A 14422-nucleotide genomic window follows, 5' to 3' on the forward strand; every position below is an offset into this window, starting at 1 on the left:
GCGGCCGCGGCCGGGGAGGGGGACGGGACCGAGGCGGGTCAGCTCTTGAGCGCCGCCTCCATCATCGCCTTGGCCACCGGGGCCGCCAGCCCGTTGCCGCTCACCTCGCTGCGCGCCGCGTCGGACTGCTCGACGACGACCGCCACGGCGACCTCCTTGTCCGAGCTGTCGGACTTGGCGTAGGAGGTGAACCAGGCGTACGGCGTCTTGCTGTTGTTCTCGCCGTGCTGGGCCGTGCCCGTCTTCCCGCCCACCGTCGCTCCGGCGATCTGCGCGTTGGAACCCGTGCCGTTGTCGACGACGGTCCGCATGGCCGACTGCAACTGCCCGGCGGTGGCGGAGGACACGATCCGCTCCGAGTCCGCGTCGGAGTGGTCCTCCAGGACGTCGCCGCCGCCGTCGGTGACCTGCGACACCATGTGCGGGGAGACCAGCTCGCCGCCGCCCGCGAGGGCCGCGGAGACCATCGCCATCTGGAGCGGGGTCGCCGTCACGTCGAACTGGCCGATGCCCGTCAGCGCCGTCGACGACCGGTCCATGTCCTCCGGATAGATGCTGGTCCAGGCCCGCACCGGCACGTCTTGCGTCTCGTCGTTGAAGCCGAACTTCTCGGCCATGGCCCGCAGCTTGTCCTGCCCGAGGTCCACGGCCATCTTCGCGAAGACGTTGTTGCAGGAGTACTGCAGCCCGGTGCGGATCGTGGCGTTCTCGCAGGGGGCGCTCGGGTTCTCGTTGGACAGGTCCGTCGTGGTGCCCGGCAGGGTGTACGGGTCCGGGCTGTCGGTCTTCTCGTCCACCGAGCCGTACAGCCCGTCCTCCAGCGCGGCGGCCGCCACGACCAGCTTGAACGTCGAGCCCGGCGGCAGCGGCTGGCGCAGCGCGCGGTTGGTCAGCGGCTTGTCCGGGTCCGTCGTGAGCTTCTCCCAGGCCTCGCCCGCGGTGTTCGCGTCGGTCAGCGACGCCGGGTCGTACGAGGGTGTCGACACGACGGACAGGATCTCGCCGGTCTGCGGGTCGATCGCGACGGCGGCGCCCTTCGTCTCGCCCAGCGCGTCGAGCCCGGCCTTCTGCACGTCCGGGTCGATCGTCGTCACCACGTTCCCCGGCTCGGCCCGGGTGCCGGTGACGGTGTCCATCACCGTCTTCAGCCGCGGGTCGGTGCCGTTGAGCACGTCCTGGTAGATGCCCTCCAGCTGGGTCGGCGCGTACGCCTGCGAGGCGTAGCCCGTCACCGCCGCGTAGAGCCGGCCGTCGTCGTACGTGCGTTTGTACGCCAGGTCGCTGTCCCGGGTCGGTGCCGAGCCGGTGACCGACCGGCCGGCCACGACGATGTTCCCGAGCGGCCCCGCGTACGTCTCTATCGCGTTGCGCCGGTTGTCCTTGCTGTCGGCGAGCGCCTCGCCCTCGTAGAACTGCACCCAGGTCGCCCTGATCAGCAGAGCGAACACCAGGAGCAGCGTGAGGACCGAGGCACGCCTGATCGTCTTGTTCATCCCTTTGTTCATCCCGCTGGCAGGACGAACGGGCGGGCGCGAATCGTTCCTTGTGCCCTGTTTTCTCATCGTCCGTTCATGAAGGCCCCGGACGACGGGCGCGGCGGCCCGCTCAGGCCGACAGGTGCAGCACGACCTCGTCGATCGCCTCGCCCCGGGCCGCGGCGAACCCCCGGGCCCGGGCGCTCGTCTCGAAGCCGCACTTCTCCAGCACGCGCCGCGATCCCGCGTTGTCGGCCGCCGCCCGCGCGTACAGCGGGCGGTCGTCGACCTCGTCCAGCAGGGCCCGCAGCGCGGCCGTGGCCACGCCCCGTCCCCAGTACGCCCGGTCCACCCAGTACGTCACCTCGCGCTCGCCGGGGTCCCCGTACACCGCCGTGCTGCCGAGCACGTCACCGTCGCCGAGGATGGTGCGCACGACGTCGCGGGAGGCCCGGATCCGGCTCCAGTGGGCCGCGAACGCCTCCCAGTCGGCGGGGTCCTTCGGAGTGAAGGCCGCCATGCGCAGGGACTCCGGATCGTTCATCTGCCGGAAGAAGACGGGCAGATCGCTGTCGTGGACCTCGCGCAGTGCGATGTGCATGGCTCAGAGCCTACGCGTCGCCAGCGTCAGCCGGTCCCGCGCGTCGAACAGCGCGTCCTTCACCATCTGCTCGTGCGCGGGCGTCAGCCGCGCCACCGGCACCGAGCAGCTGATCGCGTCCCGCGCGGGGGTGCGGTAGGGCACCGCCACGCCGAAGCAGCGCAGCCCCAGCGTGTTCTCCTCGCGGTCCACGGCGAAGCCCTGCTCCCGCACCTGGTGCAGCTCCTCGATGAGCTTCTCCCGGTCGGTGAGGGTGTGCTCGGTGAGCGCCGGCAGTGTCTCCGGCAGCAGCTTGCGCACCTGCTCGTCGGTGTACGTGCTCAGCAGCGCCTTGCCCAGCGACGTCGAGTGCGCGGGCAGCCGCCGCCCGACCCGGGTGAACGGGCGCAGGTAGTGCTGGGACTGGCGCGTGGCCAGGTAGACGACGTTCGTGCCGTCCAGGCGGGCCAGGTGGATGGTCTCCGTGGTGTCGTCGGAGAGCCGGTCCAGCGTGGGCCGTGCCGCCGCGACCACCTCGTCGCCGTCGATGTACGAGGTGCCGACCAGCAGCGCCCGTACGCCGATGCCGTACCGCGTGCCCGTGGCGTCCGTCTCCACCCAGCCCAGCTCGACCAGCGTGCGCAGCAGCATGTAGAGGGAGGACTTGGGGTACCCCACTGCCTCCTGCACCGACGCCAGGGAGTGCATACCGGGGCGTCCGGCGAAGTACTCCAGCAGTTCGACCGTCCGCACCGCGGACTTGACCTGCGCTCCGCCCCCCGTCTCGCCAGCCGACATCGCCCTTGACCCCTTCGTTCGACGGGAAATAGTCTCGAACAGCATATTCATCATCAGAGACAGCGTTCAGCATATCGAACGGCTCGATGCCGACGGTCCGATCCCGACGACTCGATACCGTACGACTCGAAATCGACTCGGTGTCCAGCTCGATGCCGACTCGATGTCTACGAACGGCGACGTCCACGAACAGCGACGTCTACGACTCCGATGACGAGCACATCCGATGCAGAGCACGTGGAGGGACCCGCGGTGGCAGCAGCACCAGTCTGGAGTGTCGACCCCCGTACCGGGAAGCAGCGCGAGCAGGTCGCGGTCGAAGCCACGGCCCAGGAGGTGGACGACGCCGTCCGCGCCGCGCACGCCGCCCGGGGCGCGCTCGCCGACCGGACCGTCCGCGCGGCCTTCCTGCGCAGCGCCGCCGACGACCTGAAGGCGGCCGAGGAGACCCTGGTCGAGGTCGCCGACGCGGAGACCGCGCTCGGTCCGGTCCGCCTCACCGGCGAACTCGCCCGCACCAGCTACCAACTGCGGGCCTTCGCCGACATCGTCGACGAGGGCGAGTTCCTCGGCGTGGTCGTCAACCACCCCGACGACACCGCCACCCCGCCCATCCCGGACCTGCGCCGCTACAAGGTGCCGCTCGGCGTCGTCGCCGTCTACTCGGCGTCCAACTTCCCCTTCGCCTTCTCGGTCCCCGGCGGCGACACCGCGAGCGCCCTCGCGGCCGGCTGCCCGGTCGTCGTCAAGGCCCACCCCGACCACCCGGCCCTGTCCGAGCTGGTCGCCAAGGTGCTGCGCCGCGCCGCCGCCCGGCACGGCGTCCCCGAGGGCGTCGTCGGCCTCGTCCACGGCTTCGGGGCGGGCGTCGAGCTGGTCAAGCACCCGCTGATCGCGGCGGCGGGCTTCACCGGGTCCGTACGCGGGGGCCGCGCGCTCTTCGACGCGGCGGCGGCACGGCCGGTGCCGATCCCCTTCCACGGCGAGCTGGGCTCGCTGAACCCGGTCGTCGTCACCGAGGCCGCCGCCGCCGAGCGGGCGGACGCGATCGGCGCGGGGCTGGCCGGTTCGATGACCCTGGGCGTCGGCCAGTTCTGCGTCAAGCCCGGCCTGGTCCTCGTGCCGGCGGGCGCCGCCGGTGACGGGCTGGTCAAGACCCTCACGGACGCGGTCAGCGACACCGACGCCGGTGTCCTCCTCGACCACCGCATGCGGGACAACTTCGTCGCCGGCGTCGCCGAGCGGGTGGCGCTGCCCGACGTGGACTCGCCGGTGACGCCCGGCTCGGGCGGCGAGCACACCGTCGCCGCCGGGTTCCTCACCGTGCCGGCCGCGCGGCTGGCCGCCGAGGGCGAGCACGACCTGCTCCTGGAGGAGTGCTTCGGGCCGGTCACCGTCGTGGTCCGCTACCAGGACGCCGACGAGGTGCGGGCCGTGCTCTCCCGGCTGCCGGGCAACCTCACGGCGACCGTGCAGATCTCCGCCGGGGAAGCGGCGGGTGAGGGGCGCGGGGCCGAGGTCCTCGCCGAGGTGACGCCGCTGGCCGGGCGGGTGCTGGTGAACGGCTGGCCGACGGGGGTCGCGGTGGCGGCGGCCCAGCACCACGGGGGGCCGTACCCGGCGACCACGTCGACGTCCACGTCGGTGGGCGGCACGGCGATCGAGCGGTGGCTGCGGCCGGTGGCCTACCAGGGGGTGCCGGAGGCGCTGCTGCCGCCCGAGGTGCGGGACGGCAACCCCCTCGGGCTGCCGCGGCGGTTCAACGGGGTGCTGGAGCGGTAGCGGTTCGCGGTCGCGCCGTAGGGGTGCGGTTGTACCGCGGCCGGCTCGCCGTCGTGGCCTGTCGCGCGGTTCTCCGGGCCCCTGGGGCGATCTCCCGCACCGGGACTGCGCGCAACCGCGCGGCCGGGCCCGCGCGTCCTGGTGTGCATGATCGATGAACGTGCGACCGGGCGCCGGGTGATCCGTTCCGTGCTGCCCGCCGAGGCCGGGACCCTCGCCGCGCTGCACCACCGGGCGCGGTCGACGTACTACCCGGACGGGCTGCCCGAGGACGGTACCGACTGGGCGGCCGTGTGGCGCACCGCCGTCGAGCGCCCCGACGGACACGTGCTGTGCGCCGTTGAGCACGGGCGCATCGTCGCCCTCGCCTCCTTCCGGGTGCCGGAGGGAGGCGGGCCCGACACCGTCAAGCTCTTCCAGTTCCACGTCGACCCCGGCCACTGGCGCTCCGGCATCGGCACCGCCCTGCACACGGCCTGCGTCGAGCAGTGGCGGGCAGACGGCCACCGGGACGCGGTCCTGGACGTGCACGTGGACAACGAGCGCGCCCAGGCCTTCTACGCCCGCCTCGGCTGGCTCCCCGACCCGCACAACCCGCCCGCGGAGGGCGACCACCACCTCTTCCTGCGGTACGGCGTGCCCGGGGAATGAGACCGGCTGCTTGAACGTTCACGCACGAGGCGGGGAGGGCCTCCGCAGCGGTACGACCTGGAGAAGAGCCGAGACATGCGCGTCGAGATCTGGAGCGACATCGCCTGCCCGTGGTGCTACGTGGGCAAGGCCCGCTTCGAGAAGGCGCTCGCGGCCTTCCCGCACCGGGACGGCGTCGAGGTGGTCCACCGGTCCTTCGAGCTGGACCCCGGCCGGGCCAAGGACGACGTGCAGCCGGTACTGACGATGCTCACCGCCAAGTACGGCATGAGCGAGGCGCAGGCGCAGGCCGGTGAGGACAACCTCGGCGCGCAGGCCACCGCCGAGGGCCTCGACTACCGCACCCGGGACCGCGACCACGGAAGCACCTTCGACATGCACCGGCTGCTGCACCTGGCCAAGGAGCGGAACCTGCACGCGGAACTGCTGGACGCCTTCTACCGGGGCAACTTCGCCGACGAGCGCTCCGTGTTCAACGACGACGAGCGGCTCGTGGAGCTGTCCGTCGCCGCCGGGCTCGACGCGGACGAGGTCCGCGCGGTGCTCGCCGACCCCGCCGCCCACGCCGACGCGGTGCGCGCCGACGAGCGCGAGGCCGCGGAGCTCGGGGCCACCGGCGTGCCGTTCTTCGTGCTGGATAGGGCCTACGGCGTCTCCGGCGCCCAGCCCGCCGAGGTCTTCACGCAGGCGCTGACGCAGGCCTGGGGCGAGCGGACGCCGCTCAAGCTGATCGACGACGGGGACGCGGAGGCGTGCGGCCCCGACGGGTGTGCCGTGCCCCGGAGCTGAGGACCCGTCGGAACCGCAGGTCGGCGGCCATGCATAAGCGTTGCTTGGGGAAACCGCTGAGAAATACGCAATGGACGGGGAGGTCCCGGGACCGCACAGTGGTGCCATGGAGAGCTTCGAGAACCTCGTCCGCGCCGAGTTCGCCCCGAAGACCACGTACCTGAACACCGCCAGTACCGGCCTGCTGCCCGCCAGGACCCTCGTAGCCATGCGTGACGCGGCGGCCCGTGCGGCCGAGGGGCAGCCGCTCGACATGTTCGCCGACGTCGAGGCGGCCCGGGCCGCGTACGCCCGACTCATGGGGGTGCCCGCCACCCGGGTCGCGACCGGCTCGTCGGTCGCCACGTTCAGCGGGCTCGTCGCCGCCTCGCTGCCCGAGGGCGCCGAGGTCCTCACCGCCGAGGCCGACTTCGCCTCGCTGGTGAACCCCCTGTACACGCGCGGCGGCCTGAAGGTGCGCAGTGTGCCGCTGGAGCGGCTCGCCGAGTCGGTGGGCCCGGACACCGCGCTCGTCGCGGTCAGCTCCGTGCAGTCGGCCGACGGGCGGCTCGCCGACCTGCCCGCGCTGCGGGACGCCGCCCGCGCGCACGGGGCGCGGACCCTGATCGACGTGTCCCAGTCGAACGGCTGGCTGCCGACGGCCGCGGACGACTTCGACTACGTCGCCGCCGTCGCCTACAAGTGGGTGCTCTGCCCGCGCGGCGTCGCCTTCCTCGTCGTACCGGAGGATCTGGGAGCGGCGGCCGGGCTGCGGCCGCTGTTCGCCGGGTGGGCGTCGGGCGAGCACCCCTGGGACAGCTGCTACGGCCCCGTCGAGGAACTCGCGTGCTGAGCGGCGCCGGCGTCCAGGTGTCCGACCGGGCGGGCAACCTGCGGGCCGCCTTCCACGTGTACAACACCGCGGCCGACGTGGACCGGCTCCTCGACGTACTGGCGGACTGAGGGAAGAGCCCCGGAACAGCATCGGGCAGGAGCCTCCCGTCCCACACGAAGAGGCCCCTGCCCGAGATCAGATGCGGCTCACTTCACCGGAGTGAAGTCCCGCGCCCCGATGCTGCGCTATCCGGGGGACAGCCCCCGGACCCCCGGCCGAGCCGGGTCACCGGACCGGAGTGAAGTCCCGCGCCCCGATGAAGTCCGGTCGCCTGATCGGTGCCGAGAACGGTTCGACCGCCGTGTTCTCCACGCTGTTGAACACGATGAACACGTTGCTGCGCGGGAACGGCGTGATGTTGTCGCCCGAACCGTGCATGCAGTTGCAGTCGAACCAGGTCGCCGAGCCGGCCTTGCCGGTGAACAGCTTGACGCCGTACTCCGACGCCATCTTCGTCAGCGCCTCGTCGGACGGGATCCCCGCGTCCTGCATCTGCAGCGACTTCTTGTAGTTGTCCTTCGGCGTGGCCCCCGCGCACCCGAGGAACGTCTTGTGCGACCCCGGCATGATCATGAGACCGCCGTTGGTGTCGTAGTTCTCGGTGAGTGCGATCGAGACCGAGATCGTACGCATGTTCGACAAGCCGTCCTCGGCGTGCCAGGTCTCGAAGTCCGAGTGCCAGTAGAAGCCGCTGGCTCCGAATCCCGGCTTGACGTTGATCCGCGACTGGTGGACGTAGACGTCCGAGCCGAGGATCTGCCGGGCCCGCCCGACCACGCGTTCGTCGCGCACAAGTTTCGCGAAGACCTCGCTGATCCTGTGCACCTCGAAGACCGACCGGATCTCCTTGGACTGCGGCTCGACGATCGAGCGCTCGTCCTCGCGGATGGCCGGGTCGGTGGTGAGCCGCTCCAGCTCCCGCTGGTAGACCTCGACCTCGTCCGGCCCGATGAGCTGGTCGATGGCGAGGAATCCGTCGCGGTCCAGGGCCTGGAGGTCGCCCTGGGAGACGGGACCGGGTGTGTCCGGGGAGCCCCAGACCACCGGGTCCTGCCGGGGGGTTGCCACCTCGGTGGCGCCGCGGGTGGGATAGAGATCAGTGACGTTCGTGGTCGTGGTGGTCACGGTGACTCACACCTCCTCGGTGAGCAGCGGGTAGACGCCGTTCTCGTCGTGGTCCTCCCGTCCGGTCACGGGGGGATTGAAGACGCAGATGCAGTGGAACTCCTCGTTGACCTTGAGCGTGTGCCGCTCATGGCCGTTCAGGAGATACATGGTGCCGGGCGTGATGTGGTACTTCTTCCCCGTTTCGCGGTCGGTCAATTCCGCGTCGCCCTTCGTGCAGACGACGGCCTCGATGTGGTTCGCGTACCACATCTGGGTCTCCATACCCGCGTACAGGATCGTCTCGTGCAGGGAGAAGCCGACCTTCTCCTTGGCGAGGACGATGCGCTTGGTCTCCCAGGTGCCCGACGCCGACTTCACGTGGCGGTCGGTGCCTTCGAGTTCCTTGAACGAACGGACGATCACGGTGTTGCGATGCCTCCTAGGTGAGGGGTGTGCCATGGTCCCCGGCGCCCCGGGCCGCGAGGCCCGAGGCGCCGGAAGCAGGGAGGGCGGTGCGGAGCGGTCAGGCCGTCTCGCGCACGGCCCGGGCGAGGGTCTTCATGCCCTCGTCCAGCTCTTCGGGCGTGATGGTGAGCGCCGGCAGGAGTTTGACGACCTCGCTCTCGGGGCCGGACGTCTCGATGAGCAGCCCCAGCTCGAAGGCGCGTTTGGCGACCCGGCCCGCGCGGTCCTTGTCGTGGAACTCCAGGCCCCAGACCAGACCGCGGCCCCGGTACTCCTTGATGTCCGCGAGGTTCTCCTCGGTGATGGCGATCATGTGCTGCTCGACCTGCTCACCGCGCTTGCGGGTCTGCTTCTCCATCGCCGAGCCGTCGGCCCAGTACGTCTCCAGCGTGGCGGTCGCCGTCACGAAGGCCGGGTTGTTGCCGCGGAAGGTGCCGTTGTGCTCACCCGGCTCCCAGACGTCCAGCTCGGGCTTGAACAGGGTCAGCGCCATCGGCATGCCGTAGCCGCTGATCGACTTGGAGACGGTGACGATGTCCGGCGTGATGCCCGCCTCCTCGAAGGAGAAGAAGGCGCCGGTACGGCCGCAGCCCATCTGGATGTCGTCCACGATGAGCAGCATGTCCTGGCGCTCGCACAGGTCGGCCAGGGCGCGCAGCCACTCGACGCGGGCGACGTTGATGCCGCCCTCGCCCTGCACGGTCTCCACGATCACGGCGGCCGGCTTGTTCAGACCGGAACCCTGGTCCTCGAGCAGCCGCTCGAACCACATGAAGTCCTCGACGGTCCCGTCGAAGTAGTTGTCGAACGGCATGGGCGTGCCGTGCACCAGCGGGATGCCGGCGCCGGCCCGCTTGAACGCGTTGCCGGTCACGGCCAGCGAGCCCAGCGACATGCCGTGGAAGGCGTTGGTGAAGGACACGATCGACTCGCGGCCCTTGACCTTGCGCGCCAGCTTCAGCGCGGCCTCGACGGCGTTGGTGCCCGTCGGGCCCGGGAACATGACCTTGTACGGCAGGTCGCGCTTGCGCAGGATGATGTTCTGGAACGTCTCCAGGAAGCGGCGCTTGGCGGTGGTCGACATGTCGAGCCCGTGCGTGACGCCGTCCCGCTCCAGGTAGTCGATCAGCGCGCGTTTCAGGACGGCGTTGTTGTGCCCGTAGTTGAGCGAACCCGCTCCGGCGAAGAAGTCGAGGTACTCGTGGCCGTCCTCGTCGTACATGCGGCTGCCGAGCGCACGGTCGAAGACGGTGGGCCAGCCGCGGCAGTAGCTGCGCACCTCGGACTCGACGGTCTCGAAGACGCTGAGGTCGGGCTGGGTGATGGTCACGACGAATCGCTCCTCGTTGGGTGAGGGTGTCAGAGGAAGGTCGTACGGTCCGGCGGAACCGGTGCGGTCCCGGCCGGGAAGTCTCAGGGGCCGGACTGCCGGGGGTGCCCGGCGTCCGGGCGGCCGGCGGGTCAGCCGGCCGCGGACAGGGGGCCGATGCGGTGGAGGACCTCTGGTTCGTGCGGCCCGTCCGGGAACAGGCCGGTGTCGAAGAGCACCTCGCGCTCCAGTCGGGCACCGTGCCGCTCGGCGAACGAGGCGAACAGTCGCTGGGACGCCGTGTTGTCGGGGGAGACGGTGGTCTCGAGGGTGGTCAGCCCGAGCTCCGTCACGGTCCGGGCGGCGAGCCCGTCGAGCATCGAGGCGGCGAGCCGGCGCCCGCGGTGCGCCTCGTCCACCGCCACCTGCCAGACCAGCAGGGTGTCCGGCCGGTCCGGGCGGACGTAGCCGGTGATGAAGCCGACCGGCACGCCGTGCCCGTCACGGGCGACGGCCGACGTGGCGGCGAAGTCCCGGCACCAGAGCAGATAGCTGTAGGACGAGTTCAGGTCGAGGACCTTGGAATCCCTCGCTATGCGCCACAGGGCGGCGCCGTCGGCCACTCTCGGACGATCGATTTGCAGGTCTGCTTGCGCGGCAGTCATGTAAATCGAATTTACCCAGGGAAATTCGAAATTGCATCGCGGGACGGGGTTACGGATGCAGGCGTCCTGTGTTATCACGCGGGCGCGTGCCACCGCGCGAGAAGTGTGCGCAATGTGGCGATTTGTACCGGTCAAAAGGTGCAAAGCGGGCCGCATGTGGATCGGGTCACAATCGCGTAACCGATGCGAGACGTGTCCGAAATGCGAGAATCGAGGTTCGCGGAATCTTTGTGTTTAGGTCAAGAGAAAGCGGGCAGAAGAATATGGGAACCTGTGCTGATCCATATTCTTTAATTCAGTTTATGTGTAGTTCGGGAATTCCCGGGAATTCAGTCTCCCGAAAGAACCGCCCCGCCCTGTCCGTCCCATGCCTGGTCCGCCGCCCGCCGGGCGGCCTCCGCATCGGCCTTGAGGCCCTTCTCCGCCAGCGCGGCACCCAGTGCCGCCAGGCAGCCGTGCACCGCCCCGCGCGTGGCGTCCCGGCCGTAGTGGTTCACCCGGATCATCTCCCCGGCCAGCGCACCTCCGCCGGCGGCCAGCGGCAGTGCCGGATCCGACTCCAGGGCCCGGGCCACCAGTGCCGAGGCGTCGACGTCCGAGGGGGTCCGCAGCGTCGTCGCGACCGGCGCCGCGTCCTTCGCCTCGTACACGTACGGCTCCAGACCGCCCAGGGCGAGCGCGCCGGCCCGGGTGGCCGCCGCGGCCGCCGCGTGCCGCGCCATCACCGTCTCCGGGCCCTCCGCCTCGATGCGCTCCACGCAGGCCTCCAGCGCGAGCATCTCCAGCTGGGCCGGCGCGTGCAGCAGCGCTTTTCGGCCACCGTCGATCCAGCGCTCCTTCCAGTCGAGGAGGGAGAGGTAGGACCGGCGCGGGGCGCCCGGGTTCGCCGCCATCCGCGCCCACGCCCGCTCGCTGACCGACACCGCCGACACCCCGGCCGGGCCGCCCATCGCCTTCTGCGCGCCGATGACGCACAGGTCCACGCCCCACGCGTCCGGCAGCACCGGCTCGGCGCCGACGGAGGCCACGGCGTCCAGGTAGAACAGCGCGCCGTGCGCCCGCACCACCTCGCCGATCTCCCCGACCGGGTTGGTGTTCCCGGTCGCCGCCTCGGCGTGCACCAGGGACACGAAGTCGGTCTCCGGGTGCGCGGCGAGCGCCTCCCGCACCTGCCCGGCGCTCACGGCCGTGTGGAACGGCACGGCGAGGTCGTGCACGGTCGCCCCGCAGTCCCGCAGCCAGTCGCCGAAGGTCTGCCCGTAGGGCCCGGTGACGACGTTCAGCGCGACGGTGCCCGGACCGGCGGCGGCGCGGATCGCGCCCTCCAGCGGCAGCAGCGCCTCGCCCTGCATGACCACGACGTCCTGCCCGGTGCCGAGCAGCCGCGCGACCCGGTCCTCGATCGCGGCGAAACGGCCGGCGCCCAGCGGAGCGAGGTCCAGGAACGGGTGGGTCATGCGGGGCTCTCTTCACTCACGGGCAGGTGGACGACACGTAGTGGAACGAGAGTAACCAGGGCCCCGGCCGGCACTCACGCCGGAGCCCTTCCGTTGCGACACCCCCACGCCCGGAATCGTAGCTTCCGCTACGGCCGGAACGGCCCCGGGCCGACGGCCGGCGGCCCGCCCGGACGCCTGTACAGGCACCGTTAGGGTGCGGGCATGACTGATCGCGCGGTGCTGCACGTGAAGGGGCGGGTGCTCGTCGGGCCCGAGGAGGTCCGGGACGAGGTGTGGGTGATCGACGGGCGGATCTCCTACGACCGCCCCGCCGGCGCCGCCGACGTGCGCACCGTCGAGGGGTGGGCGCTGCCCGGCCTGGTCGACGCGCACTGCCACGTCGGCCTCGACCGGCACGGCGCGGTCCCGGCGGACACCGCCGAGAAGCAGGCCCTGTCCGACCGCGAGGCGGGCACCCTGCTCCTCCGCGACGCGGGCTCGCCCTCCGACACCCGCTGGATCGACGACCGCGACGACCTGCCGAAGATCATCCGGGCCGGCCGGCACATCGCCCGCACCCGCCGCTACATCCGCAACTACGCCTGGGAGGTCGAGCCCGACGACCTCGTCGCGTACGTCGCCCAGGAGGCCCGGCGCGGCGACGGCTGGGTGAAGCTGGTCGGCGACTGGATCGACCGCGACCTCGGCGACCTGTCCGCGTGCTGGCCGCGCGGTGCCGTGGAGGCGGCCATCACCGAGGCCCACCGCCTGGGCGCCCGGGTCACCGCGCACTGCTTCGCCGAGGACTCCCTGCGCGACCTGGTCGAGGCCGGGATCGACTGCGTCGAACACGCCACGGGGCTGACCGACGACACCATCCCGCTCTTCGCCGAGCGTGGCGTCGCCATCGTGCCGACCCTCGTCAACATCGCCACCTTCCCCGCGCTGGCCGACGGCGGCGAGTCCCGCTTCCCGCGCTGGTCGGCCCACATGCGCCGGCTGCACGAGCGCCGCTACGACACCGTCCGCAACGCCTACGACGCCGGGATCCCGGTCTTCGTCGGCACCGACGCCGGAGGCGCCCTCGCCCACGGTCTGGCGGGCGCGGAGGTCGCGGAGCTGGTCACCGCCGGCATCCCGCCCGTCGAGGCGCTCTCCGCCACGACCTGGGCCGCCCGGCGCTGGCTCGGGCGGCCCGGCCTGGACGAGGGTGCGCCGGCGGACCTGGTGGTGTTCGACCGTGACCCGCGCGCCGACGTGCGCGTGCTCACCGACCCGCGCCGGGTGGTGCTGAACGGGCGGGTCGTCGGTTAGCCGACGCGAGTGACCTGGGGGAACGCGCGTGCCGCGAGATTCGAAAGGATGCGCCAAAACCCCACGAAGGGGTGAAGTGACCTCGGATCGCTGACGGTGGGGCGTACGCGGGGAGATTCTTTCCGGGTCCCAAGCACGTCGCTCATGTGTGTCCCACACGCATGTCTCACTGGGGGTCCCACCACCTTGAACGGCAACACCTTCCGCATGCCCGCACGCCGCCTCGCCACCGTCGCGGCGGCCACCGCCCTGGCCGCAGGACCCGCGTTCCTGGCCGTCCCGGGCGCCGCGCACGCGACCGGCGACCACGGCCGCGCGAGCGCCACCGTGCTGCGCACCGGGCTCGACGTCTCCCTGCTCAACAAGACCGTGAACGTCCCGCTCGCGGTCACCCTCAACGAGGTGCAGGCCCCCGAAAGCGCCCGCAAGACCGCCCTGACCGCCCGGCTCGACGGCGTCGACGGGGGCAAGGCCTTCAGCGTCCTGCGCGCCGACGTGGCCGACGCCCGGGCCACGGCGACCGCCGCGAAGAGCGAGGGGCACACCGAACTGGCCCACGCCAAGCTCCACGTGCCGGGCCTGCCGCTGCTGTCGGTGATCGAGCTGTCCGAGGTCACCTCGAAGGCGACCTGCGAGGCCGGGAAGAAGCCGGTCGCCGACGCGAACCTCCTCGGCCCGGTGACGGTCCTCGGCAAGAAGGTCACGCTCACCACCGGCGGGACGACGGACGTGAAGGTGCCGGGCGTCGGCGAGGTCCGCCTCGACCTGTCGAAGACGCAGACCACCTCCCGCACGGCCGCCGCCACGGCCCTCGAACTCAAGATCTCCGTCAACCCGCTCGACCTCAACGTCGCCGAGGTCGACGGCACCGTCACCCTGGCGGAGGCCACCTGCGAGTCCCCGGCGGCACCAGCGGACGAGGCCGAGCAGCCGCCGGCGAAGGCCGAGGAGCCGCCGGCGGGGGAGGACGCCGAACCGGCCGCCGACGTGCGGCCCCAGGGCGCCCGCGCCGGGGCCGACCTCGCGGAGACGGGCGGCAACTCCGCCACGCCGTACGTGGCGGCCGGCGCCGCGGCCCTGGTCCTGGCGGGCGGCGGCGCCCTGTTCCTGGCCCGCCGCAGGCGCGGCTGACCTCTCGGGACGCGGGGTCGGGACGCGGGAGAGGGGGGAGGGG

13 protein-coding genes and 1 pseudogene are annotated in these 14422 nt (G+C 71.7%); 6 read left to right on the forward strand and 8 right to left on the reverse strand.

Annotated elements, in window-relative coordinates:
- Nucleotides 1-38: 38 nt before the first annotated feature.
- The 3 genes from IG94_RS0134165 to IG94_RS0134175 form a co-directional block, all read right to left on the reverse strand.
- A complete protein-coding gene (locus IG94_RS0134165; RefSeq protein ID WP_031046567.1) occupies nucleotides 39-1493 on the reverse strand; it encodes a peptidoglycan D,D-transpeptidase FtsI family protein in 1455 nt (484 codons plus the stop codon).
- Between the two features lie 112 nt (nucleotides 1494-1605).
- Nucleotides 1606-2076, reverse strand: a complete 471-nt coding sequence (locus IG94_RS0134170) for a GNAT family N-acetyltransferase (RefSeq protein WP_031046570.1) — start codon at nucleotides 2074-2076, stop codon at nucleotides 1606-1608.
- 3 nt (nucleotides 2077-2079) lie between these two features.
- Nucleotides 2080-2853: an IclR family transcriptional regulator gene (locus IG94_RS0134175; RefSeq protein WP_031046572.1), complete on the reverse strand. Its 774-nt coding sequence runs from the start codon at nucleotides 2851-2853 to the stop codon at nucleotides 2080-2082.
- Nucleotides 2854-3105: 252 nt separating this feature from the next.
- On the opposite strand from IG94_RS0134175, the gene IG94_RS0134180 reads away from it, so the two are divergent.
- The 4 genes and pseudogenes from IG94_RS0134180 to IG94_RS39105 all read left to right on the forward strand — a co-directional run bounded on the left by IG94_RS0134180 (nucleotide 3106) and on the right by IG94_RS39105 (nucleotide 7017).
- Entirely contained in the window at nucleotides 3106-4635 is a 1530-nt protein-coding gene (locus tag IG94_RS0134180; RefSeq protein ID WP_031046574.1) for an aldehyde dehydrogenase (NADP(+)), read from the forward strand.
- 147 nt (nucleotides 4636-4782) lie between these two features.
- Entirely contained in the window at nucleotides 4783-5286 is a 504-nt protein-coding gene (locus IG94_RS0134185; protein WP_031046576.1) for a GNAT family N-acetyltransferase, read from the forward strand.
- Between the two features lie 75 nt (nucleotides 5287-5361).
- Nucleotides 5362-6075: a DsbA family oxidoreductase gene (locus IG94_RS0134190; protein ID WP_031046578.1), complete on the forward strand. Its 714-nt coding sequence runs from the start codon at nucleotides 5362-5364 to the stop codon at nucleotides 6073-6075.
- 70 nt (nucleotides 6076-6145) lie between these two features.
- Nucleotides 6146-7017, forward strand: a pseudogene (locus IG94_RS39105) (aminotransferase class V-fold PLP-dependent enzyme).
- A 157-nt stretch (nucleotides 7018-7174) separates the two neighbouring features.
- Here IG94_RS39105 and thpD read toward each other — a convergent pair.
- The 5 genes from thpD to IG94_RS0134220 all read right to left on the reverse strand — a co-directional run bounded on the left by thpD (nucleotide 7175) and on the right by IG94_RS0134220 (nucleotide 11952).
- Nucleotides 7175-8074 carry an ectoine hydroxylase gene (thpD, locus tag IG94_RS0134200; RefSeq protein ID WP_031046580.1) on the reverse strand — a complete coding sequence of 300 codons (900 nt, stop codon included), beginning with the start codon at nucleotides 8072-8074 and terminating at the stop codon, nucleotides 7175-7177.
- Nucleotides 8075-8080: 6 nt separating this feature from the next.
- Nucleotides 8081-8479: an ectoine synthase gene (locus tag IG94_RS0134205; RefSeq protein ID WP_031046583.1), complete on the reverse strand. Its 399-nt coding sequence runs from the start codon at nucleotides 8477-8479 to the stop codon at nucleotides 8081-8083.
- Between the two features lie 100 nt (nucleotides 8480-8579).
- On the reverse strand, nucleotides 8580-9851 hold the full coding sequence (ectB, locus tag IG94_RS0134210) for a diaminobutyrate--2-oxoglutarate transaminase (RefSeq protein ID WP_031046586.1): 1272 nt from the start codon (nucleotides 9849-9851) through the stop codon (nucleotides 8580-8582).
- A gap of 131 nt (nucleotides 9852-9982) precedes the next feature.
- Nucleotides 9983-10495, reverse strand: coding sequence for a diaminobutyrate acetyltransferase (gene ectA / locus IG94_RS0134215; RefSeq protein ID WP_031046591.1), 513 nt, complete (start codon nucleotides 10493-10495; stop codon nucleotides 9983-9985).
- Between the two features lie 329 nt (nucleotides 10496-10824).
- Entirely contained in the window at nucleotides 10825-11952 is a 1128-nt protein-coding gene (locus IG94_RS0134220; RefSeq protein WP_031046596.1) for a pyridoxal-phosphate-dependent aminotransferase family protein, read from the reverse strand.
- A gap of 204 nt (nucleotides 11953-12156) precedes the next feature.
- Here IG94_RS0134220 and IG94_RS0134225 point away from each other — a divergent pair, with 204 nt between their 5' ends.
- Nucleotides 12157-13248 carry an amidohydrolase family protein gene (locus IG94_RS0134225; protein ID WP_031046600.1) on the forward strand — a complete coding sequence of 364 codons (1092 nt, stop codon included), beginning with the start codon at nucleotides 12157-12159 and terminating at the stop codon, nucleotides 13246-13248.
- Between the two features lie 186 nt (nucleotides 13249-13434).
- On the forward strand, nucleotides 13435-14379 hold the full coding sequence (locus IG94_RS0134230) for an SCO1860 family LAETG-anchored protein (protein ID WP_031046605.1): 945 nt from the start codon (nucleotides 13435-13437) through the stop codon (nucleotides 14377-14379).
- The last annotated feature ends 43 nt before the right edge of the window (nucleotides 14380-14422 follow it).

The organism is Streptomyces olivaceus, assembly GCF_000721235.1.
Classification (GTDB): domain Bacteria; phylum Actinomycetota; class Actinomycetes; order Streptomycetales; family Streptomycetaceae; genus Streptomyces; species Streptomyces olivaceus.

Coding starts and splice junctions, on each gene's coding strand:
- IG94_RS0134165 (WP_031046567.1), bottom strand. CDS start 1,493: ATGAACAAGACGATCAGGCGTGCCTCGGTCCTCACGCTGCTCCTGGTG.
- IG94_RS0134170 (WP_031046570.1), bottom strand. CDS start 2,076: ATGCACATCGCACTGCGCGAGGTCCACGACAGCGATCTGCCCGTCTTC.
- IG94_RS0134175 (WP_031046572.1), bottom strand. CDS start 2,853: ATGTCGGCTGGCGAGACGGGGGGCGGAGCGCAGGTCAAGTCCGCGGTG.
- IG94_RS0134185 (WP_031046576.1), top strand. CDS start 4,783: ATGATCGATGAACGTGCGACCGGGCGCCGGGTGATCCGTTCCGTGCTG.
- IG94_RS0134190 (WP_031046578.1), top strand. CDS start 5,362: ATGCGCGTCGAGATCTGGAGCGACATCGCCTGCCCGTGGTGCTACGTG.
- ectA (WP_031046591.1), bottom strand. CDS start 10,495: ATGACTGCCGCGCAAGCAGACCTGCAAATCGATCGTCCGAGAGTGGCC.
- IG94_RS0134220 (WP_031046596.1), bottom strand. CDS start 11,952: ATGACCCACCCGTTCCTGGACCTCGCTCCGCTGGGCGCCGGCCGTTTC.
- IG94_RS0134225 (WP_031046600.1), top strand. CDS start 12,157: ATGACTGATCGCGCGGTGCTGCACGTGAAGGGGCGGGTGCTCGTCGGG.